This window comes from Variovorax sp. H27-G14, assembly GCF_046156345.1.
Lineage (GTDB): Bacteria > Pseudomonadota > Gammaproteobacteria > Burkholderiales > Burkholderiaceae_C > Variovorax.
Genome location: NZ_JAYLVN010000002.1, coordinates 58,846 through 77,662, shown reverse-complemented (window position 1 = coordinate 77,662; position 18,817 = coordinate 58,846). Strand labels below are relative to the sequence as shown.

Annotated in this window: 16 protein-coding genes; 6 read left to right on the top strand and 10 right to left on the bottom strand. The window is 65.5% G+C overall.

The genetic code is table 11. The features are described 5' to 3' along the window. Nucleotides 1–5: 5 nt before the first annotated feature. The 8 genes from VLK31_RS05825 to VLK31_RS05790 all read right to left on the bottom strand — a co-directional run bounded on the left by VLK31_RS05825 (nucleotide 6) and on the right by VLK31_RS05790 (nucleotide 7,156). Complete coding sequence (locus VLK31_RS05825) at nucleotides 6–452, bottom strand: MaoC family dehydratase (protein ID WP_409167440.1); 447 nt, start codon at nucleotides 450–452, stop codon at nucleotides 6–8. Nucleotides 453–502: 50 nt separating this feature from the next. Next, nucleotides 503–1,636 (bottom strand): thiolase family protein, encoded by a 1,134-nt coding sequence (locus VLK31_RS05820; RefSeq protein WP_409167439.1) that lies wholly within the window; start codon nucleotides 1,634–1,636, stop codon nucleotides 503–505. A gap of 95 nt (nucleotides 1,637–1,731) precedes the next feature. Continuing rightward, nucleotides 1,732–2,373 carry a TetR/AcrR family transcriptional regulator gene (locus VLK31_RS05815; protein WP_409167438.1) on the bottom strand — a complete coding sequence of 214 codons (642 nt, stop codon included), beginning with the start codon at nucleotides 2,371–2,373 and terminating at the stop codon, nucleotides 1,732–1,734. Between the two features lie 75 nt (nucleotides 2,374–2,448). After that, entirely contained in the window at nucleotides 2,449–3,441 is a 993-nt protein-coding gene (locus tag VLK31_RS05810) for a Bug family tripartite tricarboxylate transporter substrate binding protein (protein ID WP_409167437.1), read from the bottom strand. Between the two features lie 24 nt (nucleotides 3,442–3,465). After that, nucleotides 3,466–4,434: a Bug family tripartite tricarboxylate transporter substrate binding protein gene (locus VLK31_RS05805; RefSeq protein ID WP_409167436.1), complete on the bottom strand. Its 969-nt coding sequence runs from the start codon at nucleotides 4,432–4,434 to the stop codon at nucleotides 3,466–3,468. Between the two features lie 20 nt (nucleotides 4,435–4,454). Then, nucleotides 4,455–5,216 (bottom strand): DUF72 domain-containing protein, encoded by a 762-nt coding sequence (locus VLK31_RS05800; RefSeq protein WP_409167435.1) that lies wholly within the window; start codon nucleotides 5,214–5,216, stop codon nucleotides 4,455–4,457. Then, nucleotides 5,191–6,099, bottom strand: coding sequence for a site-specific tyrosine recombinase XerD (xerD, locus tag VLK31_RS05795; RefSeq protein ID WP_409167434.1), 909 nt, complete (start codon nucleotides 6,097–6,099; stop codon nucleotides 5,191–5,193). The genes VLK31_RS05800 and xerD overlap by 26 nt, the downstream gene beginning before the upstream one ends. An 82-nt stretch (nucleotides 6,100–6,181) precedes the next feature. Further along, nucleotides 6,182–7,156: a tripartite tricarboxylate transporter substrate binding protein BugE gene (locus VLK31_RS05790; RefSeq protein WP_409167433.1), complete on the bottom strand. Its 975-nt coding sequence runs from the start codon at nucleotides 7,154–7,156 to the stop codon at nucleotides 6,182–6,184. Nucleotides 7,157–7,272: 116 nt separating this feature from the next. On the opposite strand from VLK31_RS05790, the gene VLK31_RS05785 reads away from it, so the two are divergent. The 4 genes from VLK31_RS05785 to VLK31_RS05770 all read left to right on the top strand — a co-directional run bounded on the left by VLK31_RS05785 (nucleotide 7,273) and on the right by VLK31_RS05770 (nucleotide 13,632). Continuing rightward, nucleotides 7,273–8,178, top strand: a complete 906-nt coding sequence (locus tag VLK31_RS05785; protein ID WP_409167432.1) for an AEC family transporter — start codon at nucleotides 7,273–7,275, stop codon at nucleotides 8,176–8,178. 203 nt (nucleotides 8,179–8,381) lie between these two features. Then, nucleotides 8,382–11,219 carry a type VI secretion system Vgr family protein gene (locus tag VLK31_RS05780; RefSeq protein ID WP_409167431.1) on the top strand — a complete coding sequence of 946 codons (2,838 nt, stop codon included), beginning with the start codon at nucleotides 8,382–8,384 and terminating at the stop codon, nucleotides 11,217–11,219. Nucleotides 11,220–11,228: 9 nt separating this feature from the next. Continuing rightward, nucleotides 11,229–13,085 (top strand): LysM peptidoglycan-binding domain-containing protein, encoded by a 1,857-nt coding sequence (locus tag VLK31_RS05775; RefSeq protein ID WP_409167430.1) that lies wholly within the window; start codon nucleotides 11,229–11,231, stop codon nucleotides 13,083–13,085. Continuing rightward, the gene (locus VLK31_RS05770) at nucleotides 13,048–13,632 is read left to right on the top strand and encodes a hypothetical protein (protein ID WP_409167429.1); all 585 of its coding nucleotides are present in this window, start codon (nucleotides 13,048–13,050) and stop codon (nucleotides 13,630–13,632) included. Before VLK31_RS05775 ends, VLK31_RS05770 begins: the two co-directional genes overlap by 38 nt. 81 nt (nucleotides 13,633–13,713) lie before the next feature. Here VLK31_RS05770 and VLK31_RS05765 read toward each other — a convergent pair whose 3' ends face one another. Then, entirely contained in the window at nucleotides 13,714–15,411 is a 1,698-nt protein-coding gene (locus VLK31_RS05765; protein ID WP_409167428.1) for an ATP-binding cassette domain-containing protein, read from the bottom strand. A 263-nt stretch (nucleotides 15,412–15,674) separates the two neighbouring features. Then, nucleotides 15,675–16,931: an MFS transporter gene (locus tag VLK31_RS05760; RefSeq protein WP_409167427.1), complete on the bottom strand. Its 1,257-nt coding sequence runs from the start codon at nucleotides 16,929–16,931 to the stop codon at nucleotides 15,675–15,677. 170 nt (nucleotides 16,932–17,101) lie between these two features. Here VLK31_RS05760 and VLK31_RS05755 point away from each other — a divergent pair, with 170 nt between their 5' ends. Next, the gene (locus VLK31_RS05755; RefSeq protein ID WP_409168028.1) at nucleotides 17,102–17,968 is read left to right on the top strand and encodes an AraC family transcriptional regulator; all 867 of its coding nucleotides are present in this window, start codon (nucleotides 17,102–17,104) and stop codon (nucleotides 17,966–17,968) included. 110 nt (nucleotides 17,969–18,078) lie between these two features. Next, on the top strand, nucleotides 18,079–18,765 hold the full coding sequence (locus VLK31_RS05750) for a phosphatase PAP2 family protein (RefSeq protein ID WP_409167426.1): 687 nt from the start codon (nucleotides 18,079–18,081) through the stop codon (nucleotides 18,763–18,765). The last annotated feature ends 52 nt before the right edge of the window (nucleotides 18,766–18,817 follow it).

Below are 18,817 nucleotides of genomic sequence, written 5' to 3'. Positions count from 1 at the left end.
CCGGCCTACCCAGGCCGCGCGTGCACCACCAGCTTCGGCGTGAAGTGCTGAAGCACCTCGCCGCGCTGGTTGAGCGTCTGGCAGCGCATCGTCACCATCGCGCGGCCGGGCTTGGAGCGCGACGGCACGATGGCCGCCACCTCGCTCACCACATGCAGCACGTCGCCGGGGCGCGTGGGCTGGGGCCACTGCAGCTCGCCACCCGAACCGATGATGCCGTCGGCCAGCGGAATGCCGCTCTCCACCAGCAGCTTCATGGTGAGCGCGGCTGTGTGCCAGCCGCTTGCCGCCAGCCCGCCGAAGAAGGTGCTCTTCGCGGCCTCTTCGTCGGTGTGAAAAGGCTGCGGGTCGAACTGCTGCGCGAAGGCCTTGATCTGCGCCACGTCGAGCGCGTGCTCGGCGCTCTGGAAGCGGTCGCCGACCTTCAGGTCGTCGAGGTACAGCTTGGACATGGAGGGTCTCCTGGTTGTGACGGCGGTCATTCTCGGGTGATCACAGCCGATTACAGACGCTCGAGGATCGTCGCAATGCCCTGCCCGCCGCCGATGCATTGCGTGGCCAGCGCATAGCGGCCTTTCTCGCGCGCCAGCAGCGACGCCGCCTTGCCCGTGATGCGCGCGCCGGTCGCACCCAGCGGATGGCCAATGGCCAGGCCGCCGCCGTCGAGGTTCACCTTGGCCGGGTCCAGCCCCAAGTCGCGGATGCAGGCCAGCGCCTGCGAAGAGAAGGCCTCGTTGATCTCGATCACGTCGAGGTCCGCCGCGCTCAGCCCGGCGCGCGCCAGCGCCTTGCGGGTCGCGGGAATCGGGCCGATGCCCATGACGGCCGGGTCCACGCCCACCGTCGCGAACGACTTGATGCGCGCGAGTGCCTGCAGGCCATGCTTCGCGGCAAACGCATCGCTGGTGACCAGCACCGCGGCCGCGCCGTCGGTCAGCGGCGACGCGGTGCCGGCCGTGACCACGCCGTCGGGCCGGAACACGGGCTTCAGGTGGGCCAGCGCCTCGGCCGAGGTGGTCGCTCGAATGCAGCCGTCGGCGTCGACGATGTCGCCCGAGGCCAGCCGCACCGGCACGATCTCGCCGGACAGCCGCCCTTGCGCACGCGCCTCGGCAGCCTTGCGGTGCGATTGCACGGCCAGCGCCTCCTGGTCGGCGCGGCTCACGTTCCAGCGCTGCGCCACGTTCTCGGCCGTCTCGCCCATCGAGATGTAGGCGTCGGTGTTCTGCAGCAGCTCGGGGTTGGGTGAGAAGTTGAAGCCCCCCTGCGGCACCATCGACATCGACTCCACGCCCACGCACAAAAAGGCCTCGCCCATGCCCGCCTCGATCTGCGCGGCCGCGATGTGCACGGCCTGCATCGACGAGCCGCAGAAACGGTTCACCGTCATGCCGCCCACTTCGTGCGGCAGGCCGGCCAGCAGCCCGACGATGCGCGCCAAGTTGTTGCCCTGCGAGGCCTCTGGGTAGGCGCAGCCCAGGATGATGTCTTCGAGCAGCGCGGGGTCGAGGTCGGTGCGCTGCAGCAGGCCGCGCACCACACCGGCGGCGAGCGTGTCGGGGCGCACGTCGGCCAGCGCGCCTTTCTTCGCGAAGTGAAAGGGGGAACGGGCGTAGGCGGAAATGACGGCTTTCATGAGGGTGCTCCAACAGGCGAAACCTACCATCCAATCGGTAGGCTATCAGGTCAAGAAATAGGCACGCCGAAACGTGCCCGCGTCAGGCCAGGCGGTCAGCCGGGCAGTGAACTCCTGAGTTGCGCAATGGCGTCGTCGAAGTCGTCGACGCGCCCCGTCATGCGCGCCGACAACAGCGCGCCCTGGCAAACCGAAAACACATAGGCAGCCTGGGAAGCGACCGAGGGGGGTTTCGGTGCCTTGGCGCTTTTGGTGCTCTTTGAGCTCTTTGCGCTTTGGGGCTCCTTCGCGTGGACGGACCCCAGCGCCCCCAGCACACCGGTGAGCCACGTCACCTGCGTGTTGCGCAGCTCCTGCACAGCCTGGCGCAGCTCTTCGTTGATGACGCCCCAGCCCGGGGCCAGCGCACCTGCCGGGCACACGGCGGAGCCGGCCCGCAGCGTGTTGCGGTACATGCGGAAATACGATTCGAGTGCGTCGCTGGGCTCGCGCGAACGGGCCGTGTCCCAGTCCTTGAAGCCCTGCGTGGCCTCCCGGATCACCGCGATGCCCAGCGCCTCCTTGGTCGGGAAGTGGTGGTACAGGCTGGCCTTGCGCACGCCCACCGCGTCGGCCACGTCCTGGAAGCTGAAGCCCAGGTAGGAGCGCGTTTCGACAAAGCCGCGCGCCACCGAAAGAATCTGCTCGCGGGTGCTGCCGGTGGCAAGGGCGGCAGCGGTGGCGGAAGTGGTGCTCATCTACCTACTATAAGGTAGGTAAAATCAAACCACAAGCGCAATGGTCACTTCGGCGTCAGCGAGCTTCAGTCGGCCTTAGTCGGCCTTGATGCCCGCCGCCTTCACGATGCGCCCGTTGCTCTCGAACTCCGACGCGATCTCCTTGGCGAAAGCCGCGGAGGTGCCGCCGGTCGGCACGTTGTCGGTGGCCGTGAGCTTGGCGCGCAGCTCCGGGCTGGCCAGCGCCTTGTTGATTTCGGCGTTGTACCGGGCCACCAGCGCGGGCGGCGTGGCGGCCGGCGCGAACACGCCGAACAGCGAATTGATGTTCGCCGCCTTGTAGCCCAGCTCGGCCAGCGTGGGCACCTGCGGCAGGCTCTCCAGCCGCGCCGGCGCGCCCACGGCCAGCGGGCGCAGCTTGCCCGACTGAATGTGCGAAGACAGCGTGGGGCTCGCGTTGGTCGACAAGATCTCGAACTGCCCGCCAATGGCGTCGTTCAGCTGCTGGCCGCCGCCCTTGTACGGCACGTGCGTGATGTCGACACCGGCCGCCGCATGCAATTGCTCCAGCACGATGTGCCCCAGCGAGGCCGAGCCCGACGTGGCCCAGCGCACCGCGCCCGGGTGCGCCTTGGCGTCGTCGATCAGCGCGCGAAAGTCCTTCGCCTTGCTGGCCGGCGTGGCAATCAGCAGCACGGGCGAATACATCACGCTGGCCACCGGCACCACGTCCTTCAGCGGATCGAATGGCAGCTTGCCCAGGTGCGGGCTCAGCACCAGCGGGCTGATGGCCGAGAAGCCCAGCGTGGCGCCGTCGGGCGCAGCCTTGGCCACGGCGTCCATGCCGATGGCGCCGCTGGCACCGGCGCGGTTGTCCACGATCACCGTGGTGCCCATCTGCGCGGCCAGGCGGTCGCCCAGCGCCCGCGCGATCACGTCGCTCACGCCGCCGGCCGGGTACGCGACGATCAGCCGCAAGGTCTTGGGAACGGCCTGCGCGTGCGCGCCGGATGCGGCGCACAGGGCCGCGGCGGCCAGGAGCCGGGTCGCCGTGCGGCGCGAATGCTTCGAAGATGCCAGGAAATTCATATCGGTCGGTTTGCGTGGGTGGGGTCAGTCCAGCTGCAGCTTGCGCTCGCGAATGAGCCTGGACCATTTCTCATTGTCCGCCTTGACGAAGGCCGCGAACTCCACCGGGCCGAGCGAATGCACCTCCGCGCCCGCGGCTGCAAACTTGGCCTTGATGTCGGGTTGCGCCAGCGCCTTGGCCAGTTCGCCAGACAGCCTGTCGACCACGTCCTTCGGCATGTTCGCCGGCCCGACCAGGCCCTGAAAGCCGACCGCCTCCATGCCCGCGAGCCCCAGCTCCTTCACGGTCGGCACGTCGGGCAGTTGCGGGTCGCGCACCGGGCCGGTGACGGCCAGCGCCTTCAGCTTGCCGCCCTTCACCTGCGGCAGCAGCACGCTGCCCGCGTCGATGAGGATCTGCGTCTGCCCGCCCAGCAGGTCTTGCACCGCGGGCGCGCTGCCCTTGTAGGGCACGTGCGTCATGTCCAGGCCCGTCACCTGGTTCATCAGCTCGCCGTTCAGATGGGTCGAGGTGCCGTTGCCGCCCGACGCAAAGTTCACCTTGCCCGGCTGCCCCTTGGCCCACGCCACGAACTCTTTCAGGTTCTTCGCGGGATGGTCCGGCCGCGTCACCGCGATGTAGCTGCCCTGGCTGATCTGGCCGATGTACGTGAACTGCTTGATCGGGTCGTACGGCGGCTTGCTCTGCAGGTACGGCGCAATGGCGAATGGCCCGGTGTTGGCCAGCAGCAGCGTGTAGCCGTCGGCCGGCTGGCGCGTGAGCTCGGTGGCGGCAATCATGCCGCTGGCACCGGGCTTGTAGTCGACCACCAGTTGCTGCTTGAGCGCCTCCTGCAGCGGCAGTTGCACGGTGCGCGCGGCAAAGTCGATGCCGCCACCGGGCGGGTAGCCGACGATCAGGCGAATGGGCTTGGCACTCGGGAAGCCCTGGGCGGCGGCAAGGCCGGTGACGGCGGCCAAAGCTACGCCGGCGCAAAGTCTGTCGAATTTCATGTTGTGTCTCCTCGGATCGGTCATCGATTTTGCAGGAGGCGCTCCAGCGTCAGCGCGTTGCCGACCGCCTCGCCGCCGGCCGTGTTGTCGAAGATGCACCAGCACTGCGCGCCCTCCTCCTTGGCAAGCCGCAGCCGCTGCGCGAGCCGCTCGAGCAGCGCGTCGTCGTAGGCCGACCAATAGCGGCGCGGCGAGCCGTGCAGCCGCAGGTAGACCAGGCCCGGCCAGCCGCCGGGCGCCGCAGCGTCGTCGAACAGCACCGGGTCGGCCAGCACGCGCGCCACCTCGAAACCCGCCAGCAATGCGTCCGCCTGCGGCGTGAACCAGCTGCGATGCCGCGGCTCCAGCGCCACCGCGCCTGCATGCCGGCGCCTCAACGCCGCGAGGAAGCGGCGCAGCACGGCCGCGTCGAACGCCAGGCTGGGAGGCAACTGCACCACCAGCACGCCGAGCCTGTCGCCGAGCCCCCCGACCTGCGCAAGAAATTCTTCGAGCGGCAGCGTTGTATCGACCAGCCGCCGCTCATGCGTGACGACCTTCGGCAACTTGACGGCAAAGCGGAACCCCGCGGGCGTGCCGGCCGCCCACCGCTCGTAGGTTTCGCGCCGGTGCGGCCGATGGAAAGATGTGTCGATCTCGACCGCACCAAAGCCCCGCGCATAGCGCTCGAGGTGCGAGCCTTCGGCCTGGAACTCGCCCCACAGCGCGCGTGGCAGGCTCCAGCCGGCACAGCCGATGCGACAGGATTCCTGCGGCTCACCCGCGGGGGTGGTGCTTGGCATGCAACTGCTTCAGGCGCTCCCGCGCCACGTGCGTGTAGATGGTGGTCGTCGAGATGTCGGCATGCCCCAGCAGCAGCTGCACCGCGCGCAGGTCGACGCCGTGGTTCAGCAGGTGCGTGGCGAAAGCGTGGCGCAGCGTGTGCGGCGACAGCGGCACATGAATGCCGGCGGTGGCCGCATGCTTCTTCACAATGATCCAGAACATCACGCGCGTCATGCCAGCGCCGCGCGCGGTCACGAACAGGTCGGGCGTTTGCTGGCCGTCCAGGATGGCAGGGCGCGACTCGTCGATGTAGCGCTCGATCCAGCGCCGCGCCTCGCCGCCGAACGGCACCAGCCGCTCCTTGTTGCCCTTGCCCAGCACGCGCAGCACGCCGTCGTTCAGGCTCATGTCGATGGCCTTGAGCGCCACCAGCTCGCTCACGCGCAGCCCGCTGGCGTACATCAGCTCCAGCATGGCGCGGTCGCGCAGGCCCAACGGTGTCTCGACGTCGGGCGCGCCGAGCAGGTCGTCGACCTGCTTCTCCGACAGCGTCTTCACGGCGCGCGGCATCTGCCGCGCGGGCATCAGGCGAATGGTCGGGTCGGCCACCACGCGACGCTCGCGCAGCGCCCAGCGGTAGTAGCGCTTGAACACGGTGAGCCGGCGGTTGGCCGAGGTGGCCTTGCCCTTGTCCGACAGGCGCGCGCCCATGTAGGCCTGCACGTCGGTCTCCCGCGCGGCGCTTAGCACGGCGCCTTCGCGCTGGGCGCGCAGCCACTGGGCAAACAGCGCCAGGTCGCGCCGGTAGGCGGCCAGCGTGTTCTTCGAGAGCCCGTCCTCCAGCCAGAGGGCGTCGATGAAATCGTCGATATCGGGTGTCTGCGTGGCGGCCTCTGTCATGCGCTGCAAGATAACAAAAGAAAAAGCAAAAAGAAAAGCCGCCCGGCATGCGGGCGGCTTTTTTCAGGGGGCGAAAGAACGCTCAGTCGAGCTTGAGGTTCTGCTTCTTCACGACGTCTTTGTAGACCTCGTACTCGGCCTTGATCTGCGCGGAGAACTGCTCGGGCGTGTTGGCCACGATGAGCGAGCCGGTGTCCTCGATGCGCTTGCGCACCGCCGGCTCTTCCACGGCCTTCTTCACGCCGGCGCTGATCTTCTCGACCACTTCCTTCGGCAGGCCCTTGGGGCCCAGGATGCCGTAGTACGCCATGCGGTTCACCGGCTCCAGCCCAACTTCCTTGAAGGTGGGCACATTTGGCAGCGCGGCCAGGCGCTGGGGCGCCGACACCACGATGGGAATCAGCCGGCCGCTGGTGATGAAGGGCATGGCCGAGGGAATGTTGTCGAAGATGATCGGCACCTGGCCGGCCACCACGTCGTTCAGCGCCGGGCCCGCGCCGCGGTACGGAATGTGCGTGACGAAGGTGTTGGTCAGGCTCTTGTACAGCTCCATCAGCAGGTGGCCGATGCCGCCCGTGCCCGACGAGGCATACGAATACTTGCCCGGGTTCTTCTTCAGCTCCGCCACGAACTCCGCGTAGTTCTTGGCCGGAAAGCTCGGGTTCACCGCAATGATGTTGGGCGTGGCCGCAATGTTGATGATGGGCGTGAAGTCGTTGATCGGGTCGTACGGCGTCTTCGGGTTGATGGCCGGGTTGGCCGCCGTGCTCGACACCGTGGCAATGCCGAGCTTGTAGCCGTCCGGCGTGGCGCGTGCGGTTTCGGCCGCGCCCACAATGCCGCCGCCACCGGCGCGGTTGATCACCACCACCGGCTGGCCCAGCACCTTGCCCAGCGGGTCGGAGATGACGCGCGCCACGATGTCCGTCGTGCCACCGGGTGCGAAAGGCACGCTCAGCTCGACGGGCTTGTTCGGATAGCCCTGGGCAAAGCTCTGGCCTGCGACCGTGACCAGCGCGGCGGCCCCCACCAGCGCGCTCCATTGACGACGTTGCATCGATATCTCCTTGGTATAGACGGATGTCTGAAAAAACGAAGCCCGGATGCTAGCGGTTCGGCCATCGTGCACGTGCTGTGGAATACCCACGGTCTGCCCGGTTTATCCTCGAAGCGGTGAACTACGCCCAGCTGCTTTTCCCCGACTTCTCCCTCATTGCCATCGGCTGGCTGCTGTGCCGCTACACCGCGCTGGACCGCCGTGTGTGGGACCAGGTGGAGAGCCTGGTTTACTACTTTCTTTTTCCGGTGCTGCTGTTTCATTCGATCGTTCGCAGCCCGCTCGACTTTGGCGCCACGTCGAACCTGCTCACGGCCGGCCTGTGCATTGGCGCCTTCGGCATTGCGACGGCCTACGCCCTGCCCTTTGTTCCCGGCCTGCGATCGCACATCGACCGGCGCGACCACGCGGCCAGCACGCAGATTGCGTTTCGCTTCAACTCCTTCATATGCCTGGCGCTGGCCGAGCGGCTGGCCGGGGCCGAAGGCCTGCTGCTCATTGCGGTGCTGATCGGCGTGTGCGTGCCGATCTTCAACATCGCGGCCGTGTGGCCGATGACGCGGCATGCGCAGACCGGCTTCATGCGCCAGCTGGTGCGCAACCCGCTGATCGTGGCGACATTGGCGGGGCTGCTGGCCAATGTGCTGGGCCTCACCGTGCCGACCTGGGCCACGCCCACGCTCACGCGCATCGGCGCCGCATCGCTGGCGCTGGGCCTGCTGGCGGCTGGCGCGGGCATGAAGTTTTCGACGCTGGGCACGGGCAAGGTGCTGGCGGTGTCGGTGCTGTCGATACGGCACCTGTTATCGCCGCTGGTGGCGTGGGGCCTGGTGCACGCGCTGCGGCTGGACGCCACGCAGGCGGCGGTGCTGATGGCTTTCTCGGCCGTGCCGACAGCGTCGAGCGCCTATGTGCTGGCTGCGCGCATGGGCTACAACGGGCCGTATGTGGCGGGGCTGGTGACGCTGTCGACCTTGCTGGGGGTGGTGAGCTTGCCGTTCGCGCTGGCCTTGCCGCGGTAGCCCCGTAGCGCCAGCGCGGCTTCACGGCGGGCAAGCACTGCCCGCGGTTGCGCATCCGACGCCCACGCCAGACGAACGCCGCAAACTAATTCGCACTCTTGTGGGGTTTGGCGCCGGCATTCGCCCGGGCGACCATTGTTTGCAACAGTGCATGCAAGGCGTGCATCAGACTTTTTGACCGATCACTCGTCAAGGTCCCGTGCATGTCTTCCATCTTCACCGTCTCACGAACCGTCTGCGTTGGCAGCGTCGCCATGCCCAGCCTGCTGGGCGCCCCGGCGCTGGCGTTCAAGTCCCTCGAAGGCAGCGAGGCCCTGGGGCAGCTCTTCGACTACACCGTGCAGCTGCAAACGCCCGAGAGCCCGCTGCTCACCGAAGTGGTGACTGCCAACGTGCCGGTCAAGCAACTGGTCGGCAAGGAGTTCAGCATTCGCATCGAACTCGACGGCAAGGGCTCTGGCGTCGCTGCGCGCACGGGGGCGGGCACACGGGAGCTGAACGGCCTTGTGACCAGCGCGCGCTTCTTGCGCTCGGAAGACCGGCGAGGCATCTACGAAATCGTTCTGCGCCCCTGGTTGATTCTGGCCACGCACACCAGCGACTACAGGATCTTCCAGAACAAGACCCCCTTCGAGATCATCGAAGAGGTGCTGGCCGACTACAGCTTCCCCACGGAAAAACGCATCACCCATCGCTACCCCCTGCGCACCTTCCAGGTCCAGTACGGCGAAACGGATTTCGATTTCATCACCCGGTTGATGCAGGAGTTCGGAATCTACTATTTCTTCGAGCACAGGCATGGCGCCCACAGGCTGGTGCTTGTGGACGACGCCGGGGCGCACAGGCCTTTCGAGAGCAAGGCCTACCAGGCCATTCGCTACCACCCGCCGGGCCGCCGGACCGACGAGGAGCACTGCCACGCGTTCAGCAGCATCGAGAACCTGGCGTCCGGCCAATGGGTCACCGACGACTTCGACTTCACGCAGCCGCGAGCCAGGCTCCGGCAAATCGCCAGAATGCCGCGCAACACCGGCAACTGCACACTGGAGCTCTACAAGTGGCCGGGCGATTTCTGCGAGCCCGATGAGGGCCGGGATCTGGCGCGCACACGCATGGAGGCCACCGGCGCACCAGGCAGCCGCGGCCGGGGAAGCGGCAACCTGCGCGCGGTCGTCACGGGGTGCACCTTCTCGCTGTTTGGGTGTCCGCAGGACGTGGCCAATCTCGACTACCTGGTCATTGCAAGCACGCTGCGACTGCACGAAAGCGGCCATGCAAGCGGCCAAGACAGCTACGCCTGCCACTGCGACTTCGACGTCCAACCCGCCGACAACATCTTTCGCTTGCCGCAGACGCAACCCAAACCCCGCACGATGGGGCCGCAGACTGCCATCGTCACCGGCCCGGCCGGCCAGGACATCTGGACCGACGAATACGGTCGCATCAAGGTCAGTTTTCACTGGAACCGCTATTGCACCAAGGACGAGAACGCCTCCTGCTGGATCCGCGTGGCCTCCTCGTGGGCCGGCAGTCAGTTCGGCGGCATGCACGTTCCGCGCATCGGACAGGAGGTGATCGTCGATTTCGAGAACGGCGACCCCGATCGCCCCATCGTCACCGGGCGTGTCTACAACCGGCTGAACATGCCGCCGAGGCAGTTGCCCGGTCAGCAGAACCTCTCGGGCTTTCGCAGCCGCGAGCTGAGTGCGGATGGCAGCAACCCGACGGCAAGAGGCAACCACCTCACCCTGGACGACCATCCCGCCAAGATTCAGGCGCAACTCAAGAGCGATCACCAAAGCAGCAGCCTGAGCCTTGGGCACATCGGGCGAATCGACGGCACGTCGGGCCGCAAGGACGACCGGGGCCAGGGTGTCGAACTGCGCACCGACGGCCACGGTGCAATCCGCGCCGCCAAAGGCCTGCTGGTCACCACCGAGGCCCGGCCCGATGCGCGGGCGCACATCACCGACATGGGAGAAACCCTTGCGCGACTTGCGGCCGCACACGATCTGCACGAACACCAAAGTCGAACTGCGCAAGAGGCCAAAGCGCACGAAGCAGGCGACCAGGACGCGGTCACGAAGGTTCTGGCGCAGCAGAACGACACCATCAGGGGCCGTGCTGGCCACGAACGCGGCGCCCCGTTTCCGGAGCTCGACGAACCGCACCTGGTGCTGTCCAGTGCCACAGGCATTCACAGCACCGCTGGAACGACCACGCACATCGCGAGCATCGCGCACACCGCGCTCAGCAGCGGCGGCCACACCAGCCTCAGCGCAGGCAAGAGCTTTCTGGTGAGCGCCAAGGAGGCCGTGCGTCTCTTCGCCTACAAGGCCGTTCGCCTGACTGCCGCCACGGCAGGCATCGATATCGTTGCGCTTCAGAACAGCATCAACCTCCTGGCCAGGCTCGACATCAAGTTGGAGGCCGACCGGATCAGCATCACGGCCAAGGACGAGATCCTGATCAACGGGGGAAGCAGCTTCACAAAGTGGAATGCCGCGGGCATCGTCCACGGCACCAGCGGCATGTGGCGCGAACACGCCGCGTCGCACAGCCTGGTCGGCCCGATGAACATGGACAAAGTTGTGCGGATGCAGGGCGTCAGCGACGACGACCGGTACAGCGTTCGCTTCGCGCCCCTCGGCAGCGACGACATCTTCAAGCACGCGGACATGGTCGGCTTGCCGTACCGGATCCTGGACGAGCGCAATGCCGTGCGGGCAGAAGGCGTCATTCCAGCCAGCGGGCGGCTGCCGCGGGTCGTCTTTTCGACACCTGACGAGGCCACGCTGATCGTGGGAGAGGAGACGTGGGCATGGTGCCCGGCGCCGACAGCGCAAATGGTGCACACAGACGCCGATGAGGCCGAGTCGGCCGATCTCGTCGAAATGGACAACGGCGAATTCGAGGTCAGCGATTCGAAATCGAGGTGGTCAGAAATCGACAGCACCAGGTACAGCCTGCCAGTTCACGCCAGTGCCACCCGTTTTCTTTCTGAATCGGCGGTGGAATCTCATTTGAACGGGCTTGCCTGAGCGCCTCACATGAACATGCCAAAACTGATATCTGCAACCTACCACCCGAACATCGAAGTCGCCGAATTCATTTGCGACGATGGGCGACACCTTCTGCGCTCTGGCGGTACTCTGCCATGGCGAATAAACAACCCGGGAGATTTGACTGCGCGAATGGAAGGCGGTGTAGCGGCGCCCAAAAAAGCAAAAGGCTACATCGGATTTGCGACCACCAGATCTGCAAGAACATTTCTTATTTTCCCGGATGTGGATTCAGGTCGCGCTGAGTTGAAGGCAAATCTTAAAAGAATGCATGGCGAGCTGACCATTCCGCAAGCCATTCCCTTCTACGCGCCAAAAAAAGAAAACGACACAGAAAAATACATCGCCGACCTACTCAGAACGAGTGGCATTGGCGCCGACAAGAAAATCAAGGATTTCAGCGAGTCGGACCTGCAAAAAACAATGGACAGCATTGCAGAAATAGAGGGCTACCACGCGAGCACTGCAACCCGCAAGGAAACATGGGTGACGGTGAGCACGATCAATGCAACCAATGGAATTCAGCCTCTGCCTGATACCGAAATTGTTCTGCAGATTGGCGACAAGCAAAAAACCGTCAAATCCGATGCCACAGGACGTTTCGCGCCGGTGATTCATCCCGCCGATAAAAGCGCCGTGCATGTCAAAGTGGCGGACAGCAAGACCAAAGAGTTGGTGACGGTTGGAAAAATTCAAGGCGACGTTGGCAGGGATGTGAACTTGGTAGCGAAATTCGACAAATGGAAGGGCGTGGCTGGGTCGGAAAAAATCAACAGCGCCAGCCTTAATTCAAAAAGCCAAATCCGCTATGTGGTTCAACCCGGAGACAGCCTATGGAAAATTGCCAAACTTCATCGCACGAGCACGGCCGCGATCATGAATACCAATGATTTGAGCGATGACAGGATATTTCCTGGTGAAGTTCTTTTTATCGGCGGAAATGAAAATGAAAAATCCATCAATGCACATGGGAAATCTGAAGCTTCAATGCCAAAAGCAACGCCCGGAATTTCCACTCAAGCTCCCAGAAAACGTCCCGTTCCTGCAACACCGCCAAAACCTCCTGCGCCGTCAAGCACTCAACCTTCGAATTCGGTGCGATCCAAGGAAGGAACGGGCAAGGTTCTGGCGCTGATCAATCCGTCGCCCGGCCGGGCACCCTGGATGCCTATTGCCATAGCAGAAGCAAAATTCAGAGGCGGAGAAACCGAGCTGACGCTGCAGGAAAAAATCAATTACCACGTGGAAATTGATGACGGCCTGAAGTCCCTGTACGAAAGCAACAATGCTTGGTGCGCAGCTTTTGTCAATTGGTGCCTGGCGCAGGCCAATTACCCAATTGAAAACGCAAGCTATCCCAATCGCAAGATCGCAAAGGCGCGCGCACACGGGTTCTATGAGGTGAGCGGGCCGAAAGACAAAAAGGAAAGTGCTTACCCCACCATAAGAAATCCTTTGTTCGTTGAGTTGGACAAGCCAATATATGGCGCGATTGCGATGGTTACTTCAAGATCAAACCATGGCAATCACGTCGGCTTTGTATACGCAAGAACTGGATCAAAAGAGCTGGTTGTACTCGGAGGAAACCAAAATCAACGAATAAATTTCTCACCATTCGACATTTCGCTTTCCGCTCCGCATACGGAAAAAGATAAAAATGGAAAAACAACAAGGCATAAGGGCAGCCGCACTTATCTGAGATATTTTATCCCGATTTCTTACTACGAGCAAGCCAAAAAAGATCTCGCCAATGATGGACTTGAACATGCAAACGCCGATGAAACCAATAAAGCAATGGGAATAAAAAATGAAAAACCAAAAAACAAACCTATACCTCTACTTTGAAATTTTTTCGCCATTTATTTTGCACCTCCAAAGAACAGAATTATCGAAGCGAATTGCCTTTTGGCTAGCTTTTCTGTTTAGCGTCCCGGTACTCGCCGGATCGGTCAGCGGCCCACACGTCGTCTGGGTAAATCTGGATTCATCCGCCAACGGCGAACGAGTCAACAAAATAGTTGCGTCATTCGCAAGCGACAGGTCGACCCGCTGCAACGGCAGCTGGTTTACCGGGACATCGTTGCTATACATGAAAAAGCGCCCGCCAAAAATCAGCAATGCTCTTGTTGCAGATGTTTTCTTGAAAGGCAAAATTCCAGAAAAGAAATTGTTGAACGAAGCCTTGAAAAGCTATGTAGACGAATACGCCTATGACGGCTTCGACGGAATCATCGTCTACGACAATTCACGAGATGCAGAAATGATGCAACTGACCACCGGGCACAAAAGAATAGAGAAATTCGCAGTCGCATTGAAAGGCAAACAGCCTGAAAAGAAGGATATCGAAGCCGCATTTTGTGTACTGCTTCCACCGATCACCCGAAAGCCATAAAACTCTGCGGGTCGGAGCAGGGCCGGCGTATTGCACATTCCGCCGGCCCTCCAATGCCGCTTTGCAGCGGCGCCGCTTCCGTTATCGCAAATCGATCAACGCCCACCCGCTCCCCGTCGCAGCCAGCCGATGCGTAAGTCGCAGCGCCGCAAGGAACCGCGCATCGTGCGACGCGACGACGATGACTCCCGGAAAGCCTTGCAATGCCTGCTCCAGCGCAAGCACCGAGGCGATGTCGAGGTGGTTCGTCGGCTCGTCGAGCAGCAGCATCTCCGCGGCCTCGCCGCCCCACAGCGCGCAGGCCAGCGCGGCCTTCAGGCGCTCACCGCCACTGAGCTGCGCAGCGGGGCGGCACACCGCGTCCGCGTCGAGGCCGAGCAGTGCGAGCCGGGTGCGCAATTCGCCCTCGGACAGCGGCGAATGCAGCGCATGCAGTTGCTGCAGCACGGACCGGTCTGGCTGCACCGCACCGTCGGCGCCGTGACCGTGGCCCTGGCCCAGCCATGCAGATCGCAACGGCGCCTCGCAACGACCGGCCAGCGGCGCCAGCCTGCCCCCAAGCATGCGCAGCACGCTGGTCTTGCCGCAGCCGTTCGGGCCCGTCATGCCAATGCGCACGGGCCCGTGCAGGCTGATGCTCAACGGCAGCGCATCGGTCGGCCATGGCGGGACGGCCTCCTCGAGCCAGAGCACGCGGCGCCCGGCGGGCACGGCCGAGGCGGGCAGCGCGAGCGCGATGGCCGGGGGCGCGTTCACCCGCGCCGCGGCTTGGCGCACGGCGCTGTCGAGCGTTTCTCGGATCTCGCGCTTGCGTTCGCTTTCCCGGCCCGCGAAGGCTTGTGCGTTTTCTTTCAGGCGGCCCAGATGCAGGCCGCTCAGGTTGGCGCCGCGCGCCCAACTGGCGCCGCGCGCGGCACGGCGCTGTTGCGCGTCGTGCTGCTTGCGCTGGTCGCGCAGCGCGCTGGCGCGTTCGGTGCGCGCATGGTCGAGGCGGGTCTGTGCGGCTGCGGCTTCGCGTTCGCGCCAAGCGCTGTAGGTGGTCCAGTCACCGGTGCAGCTGCGCAGGCGGCCTTGCGGTGTGATTTCCAAGATGCGGTCCATGCCGTCGAGCAGTTCGCGGTCGTGGCTCGCGATGACGGCCGTGCCGCGCCAGGCGGCGAGCTGCTCGCGCAGCCAGCGCCGGGCATCGGTGTCGAGGTGATTGGTGGGCTCGTCGAGCAGCAAGGCGTCTGCCCTCGACAGGAAGGCGCCGACCAGCGCCACGCGCGTGCGCTCGCCGCCGCTCAGGCCATCGGCCAGGCGGTGCGGCGACAGCGCGAGCCCCGCAGCGTCCATCGCCGCGGCGAAGCGCGCGGGCAGGTCCCAGTGGCCGTCGGCAAGGTCGAAGTCCGAGGGTGCGCTGCTGCCCGCCGCTATGCGCGCCAGCGCCGCCTGCGGCTGCGCAAGACCGGCCAGGTCGGCCACGGTGGCGCCTGGTGCCGACGCGATGTTCTGCGGCACGTCGGCCCATCGCGCCGGCCGCAGCACCACGCCGGCGCTGGGTGCCGCTCGGCCTGCGAGCAGATCGATGAGGCGCGTCTTGCCCGCGCCGTTGCGCCCGACCAGGCCGGTGCGGCCCGCGGGGAAGGTCTGGTCGATGTCGTCGAACAGCAAGCGGCCGTCGGGCAGCACGAGGCTGACGTGGCGCAGCGCGAAACCAGATGAAGACGAAGACGGAGAAGAAGAAAGAGAAGCGCCCAGGCCTGAGGCCGGACGCGGAGCGTGCTTGCGATGAGCCATGCGCGGCCCTCCGATGAGTTCGTTGCGAGGCGATGCAAGAGCCTTGCATCGCGGCGAATCAGGGGAGGCTCAAATGCGCATTTCGGGGGGGACGCTCCAGAAGAAAAAAAGCCGGCTCAGTCGGCCAGCCCGCGATTGGAAGCCGCGCAGCCGGGAAGGTTCCCGGCTGGGTCGGTCAGCCTCCGTGCAACGGCGTCGATGCCGCCGATGACTGCCGATGCCGCCGACGCCCGCCCTCGCCCGCGCGTCAGCTCAAACCAACCTCAAGCCGCTGCCGGCACCAACGCCGTGCGGCGCACGCGACGCACGTTGAACGCACTCGCAATCAGCACGCCCTGCACCAGCGCCAGGCCGACGATCACGCTCGTGTACTGGCCGCTGTCCATCAGCCGGCCGAACACCAGTGGCGCCACGGCTTGGCCGATGTCGAGCCCCGCGTACACCACGCCGTACACGCGCCCGGTGGCGTTGGGCGGCGTCGACTTCTTCACCAGCAGGTCGCGCGACGGCCCCGCGATGCCCGACACAAAACCCATCGCGCCGAACAGCACCGGCACCAGCACCGGCGGAAAGTCGGCAAAGGCCAGCACCAGCGCCAGGATTGCCGCAATGCCGAAGCCCGCGCCCACGATGCGCTCGCAACGCGACGGGTCGGAGGCCAGGAAGCCGCCGAACACCATGCCGGTCGCGCTGGCCACCATGTAGACCGTGAGGCACATCGCCACCAGCGCCACCGGCACCGCATGCAGGTGGCCCGCGGCCACCGGCGCAAAGGTCTGCACCACGCTGATCACCGCGGCATAGAAAAAGAAGAAGCCGAAGCACATCCACACGGCCGGGATGCGCAGAAAGTCGAAGTCGCCGCCGCCGGCCGGGGCACCCGCGCCCTGCCCCGTGGCCTTTTGCACCGCCGCCGCGTCCAGCGAAAGCACGCTGCGGTACACCCACAGCACCAGCAGCACCACGATGGCCACCGCGCCGGCCGAGGCCAGCGCCACGCGCCATGAGAAGGCAATGGCAATCGGCACCACGAAGGCCGGCGCCAGCGCCCAGCCCAGGCTGCCGGTGATGCCGTGCACGCTATACGCATGGCCCAGCCGGGTGGGCGCCACCTTGCGGTTGAACAGGGTGTAGTCGACCGGGTGGAACACGCCGTTGCCAATGCCGCCGACCACCGCGCACGCCAGCAGCATCCAGTAGCTCTGCGCCGCGGCATAGCCGAAGGCCGCCAGCCCCAGCGCGCCCAGGCCCACGAACAGCACCGGGCGCGGGCCCAGCTTGTCGACGATGAAGCCCGAGGCGGCCTGCACCATGCACGAGACCACGAAGAACACCGTGAGCACGGCGCCCAGCTCCACGTAGCTCACGTTGAACGCGTCCTTGAGCCAGGGGAACAGCGGCGCCAGGATGAGCTGGCTGAAATGGCTGACCGCGTGGGCCAGACCGACCAGGCCGATCAGCTTGGCGTCGGTGCGCAAGGTGGTGGCGGGGGCGGCTGCGGACGAGGAAGAAGAGGACATGGATTGCTACAAAAAACCGGTGCGGGCGTCGATGCTATGCGCCGGTGACGCGGCAGAATGGCGATACAGCGACAACATTTGTCGAAACCATGCCAAGCGACGCCTCACCCACCTCCGCGACCGGCCCAAACGCCCTGCCCACGGTGCCCACGGTGCCCACTGTGCAAGCAGTGCCCCCCGCCGTTCAGCCGCCCCCGCGCATTGCGCGCGGACCCGCTACCGCCCCCGCCCACAGCGTCGGCCCGCTCACGCCCCACCTGTACGCCCCCGACGCGGTGCGCCCCTTGCGCGCCAAGGAGCACTTTCTCACCGCCGACACGCGGGTCGAGCTGCACGAGCACCCGTGGCCGCAGCTCACCTTCTCCACCCGCGGCGTGATTCGCCTGAGCACGCAGGACGGCAGCTACATCGTGCCGCCCTCGCGCGCGCTGTGGGTGCCGGCCAACATGCAGCACAGCATCACGCTGATCGAAGACGCCGAGCTGCGCACCGTGTACCTGCACGCCTGGATCGCGCCCACCTGGGAAAAATGCGAGGTGCTGGAGATCAGCCCGCTGCTGCGCGCGCTCATGCTCGCGCTGGACACCACGCCCGACGGCCTGCCGCCGGCCGACCCGCATGCGCCGCAGCGCGAACGCATGATTGCGCCGCTGCTGGTCGACGAGGTGGAGCGCGCCACGCAGATTCGCATCGACGTGCCGCTGCCCACCGACAAGCGCCTGCGCCTGCTGTGCGAGGCGCTGCTGCGCAACCCGGCCGACCGCGCCACGCTGGCCGAGCGCGCGGCCACCATCGGCGCCAGCGAGCGCACCGTGGCCCGGCTGTTTCGCGACCAGCTCGGCATGAGCTGGCAGCAATGGCGCCAGCAGGCCGTGATGGCGCATGCCCTGCCCCTGCTGGCGCGCGGCATGGCCGTGAGCCAGGTGGCCGCGGCCAGCGGCTACGCCACCGACAGCGCGTTCTGCGCGATGTTCAAGGCGGCCACGGGGCGCTCGCCCACGTCGTTCCAGCACCGCAAGCGCGCTGCTGCGGCCTGAAACGGGGCTGAAACGGGGCTGGGCCGGACTGAACCGGACCGGGCTGCGTCTGAAGCTGCGGGGCCATGCGTGTGGCGCGTCTTGCCGCTCTGGCAAGATCGGCGACCGACATGCACTCACCGATTCCCCTGCACATGGCGCCCGACGCCCGGCCGCCGACATGGACCGCCGACATCTGGCTGCGCATGCGCCGGCACTTTCTGCTGAAGGCGGTCGGCACCACGGTGTTCACGTGGATCTTCTTCATCGGCTACTTCCACCTGCTGCGCAACCCGGCCTTTCCGGTCACGGAGATGCCGCTGACGGCGCTGGACCACCTCATTGCCTTTCAGCCCTACACGCTGGGCGCGTACCTGTCGCTCTGGCTGTACGTGGGCGTGGCGCCCGGGCTGCAGCTGACCTTCAAGGAGTTGGTGGTCTACGGGCTGTGGATCGGCGCGCTGTGCGTCACCGGGCTGGGCATCTTCTATTTCTGGCCGACCCAGATTCCGCCGCTGCCGCTCGATGTGTCGGCCTACCCGGGCTTTGCGATGCTGCAGGGCGTGGACGCGGCGGGCAACGCCTGCCCTTCGATGCACGTGGCCGTGGCCATCTTCACCGCCATTCGCGTGGAGCAGCTGCTGCGCGAGGCGCGCACGCCGCTCGTATGGCGCGTGCTGAACTGGCTGTGGTTTGCCGCCATTGCCTATTCGACGCTGGCGGTCAAGCAGCACGTGGTGCTCGACGTGGCGGCCGGCGCGCTGCTGGGCATGGCGTTTGCATTCCCTTCGTTGCGCTGGCGCCCGGGCAAGCGTTAGCCAGGGGATATCCCTCGTTTGAGAGCGGATATCATCGGCAACCATTGATCAC

Coding starts and splice junctions, on each gene's coding strand:
- VLK31_RS05750 (WP_409167426.1), top strand. CDS start 18,079: ATGCACTCACCGATTCCCCTGCACATGGCGCCCGACGCCCGGCCGCCG.
- VLK31_RS05805 (WP_409167436.1), bottom strand. CDS start 4,434: ATGAAATTCGACAGACTTTGCGCCGGCGTAGCTTTGGCCGCCGTCACC.
- VLK31_RS05790 (WP_409167433.1), bottom strand. CDS start 7,156: ATGCAACGTCGTCAATGGAGCGCGCTGGTGGGGGCCGCCGCGCTGGTC.
- VLK31_RS05810 (WP_409167437.1), bottom strand. CDS start 3,441: ATGAATTTCCTGGCATCTTCGAAGCATTCGCGCCGCACGGCGACCCGG.
- VLK31_RS05820 (WP_409167439.1), bottom strand. CDS start 1,636: ATGAAAGCCGTCATTTCCGCCTACGCCCGTTCCCCCTTTCACTTCGCG.
- VLK31_RS05770 (WP_409167429.1), top strand. CDS start 13,048: ATGAAAAACCAAAAAACAAACCTATACCTCTACTTTGAAATTTTTTCG.
- VLK31_RS05760 (WP_409167427.1), bottom strand. CDS start 16,931: ATGTCCTCTTCTTCCTCGTCCGCAGCCGCCCCCGCCACCACCTTGCGC.
- xerD (WP_409167434.1), bottom strand. CDS start 6,099: ATGACAGAGGCCGCCACGCAGACACCCGATATCGACGATTTCATCGAC.
- VLK31_RS05765 (WP_409167428.1), bottom strand. CDS start 15,411: ATGGCTCATCGCAAGCACGCTCCGCGTCCGGCCTCAGGCCTGGGCGCT.
- VLK31_RS05800 (WP_409167435.1), bottom strand. CDS start 5,216: ATGCCAAGCACCACCCCCGCGGGTGAGCCGCAGGAATCCTGTCGCATC.
- VLK31_RS05825 (WP_409167440.1), bottom strand. CDS start 452: ATGTCCAAGCTGTACCTCGACGACCTGAAGGTCGGCGACCGCTTCCAG.
- VLK31_RS05775 (WP_409167430.1), top strand. CDS start 11,229: ATGAACATGCCAAAACTGATATCTGCAACCTACCACCCGAACATCGAA.
- VLK31_RS05780 (WP_409167431.1), top strand. CDS start 8,382: ATGTCTTCCATCTTCACCGTCTCACGAACCGTCTGCGTTGGCAGCGTC.
- VLK31_RS05815 (WP_409167438.1), bottom strand. CDS start 2,373: ATGAGCACCACTTCCGCCACCGCTGCCGCCCTTGCCACCGGCAGCACC.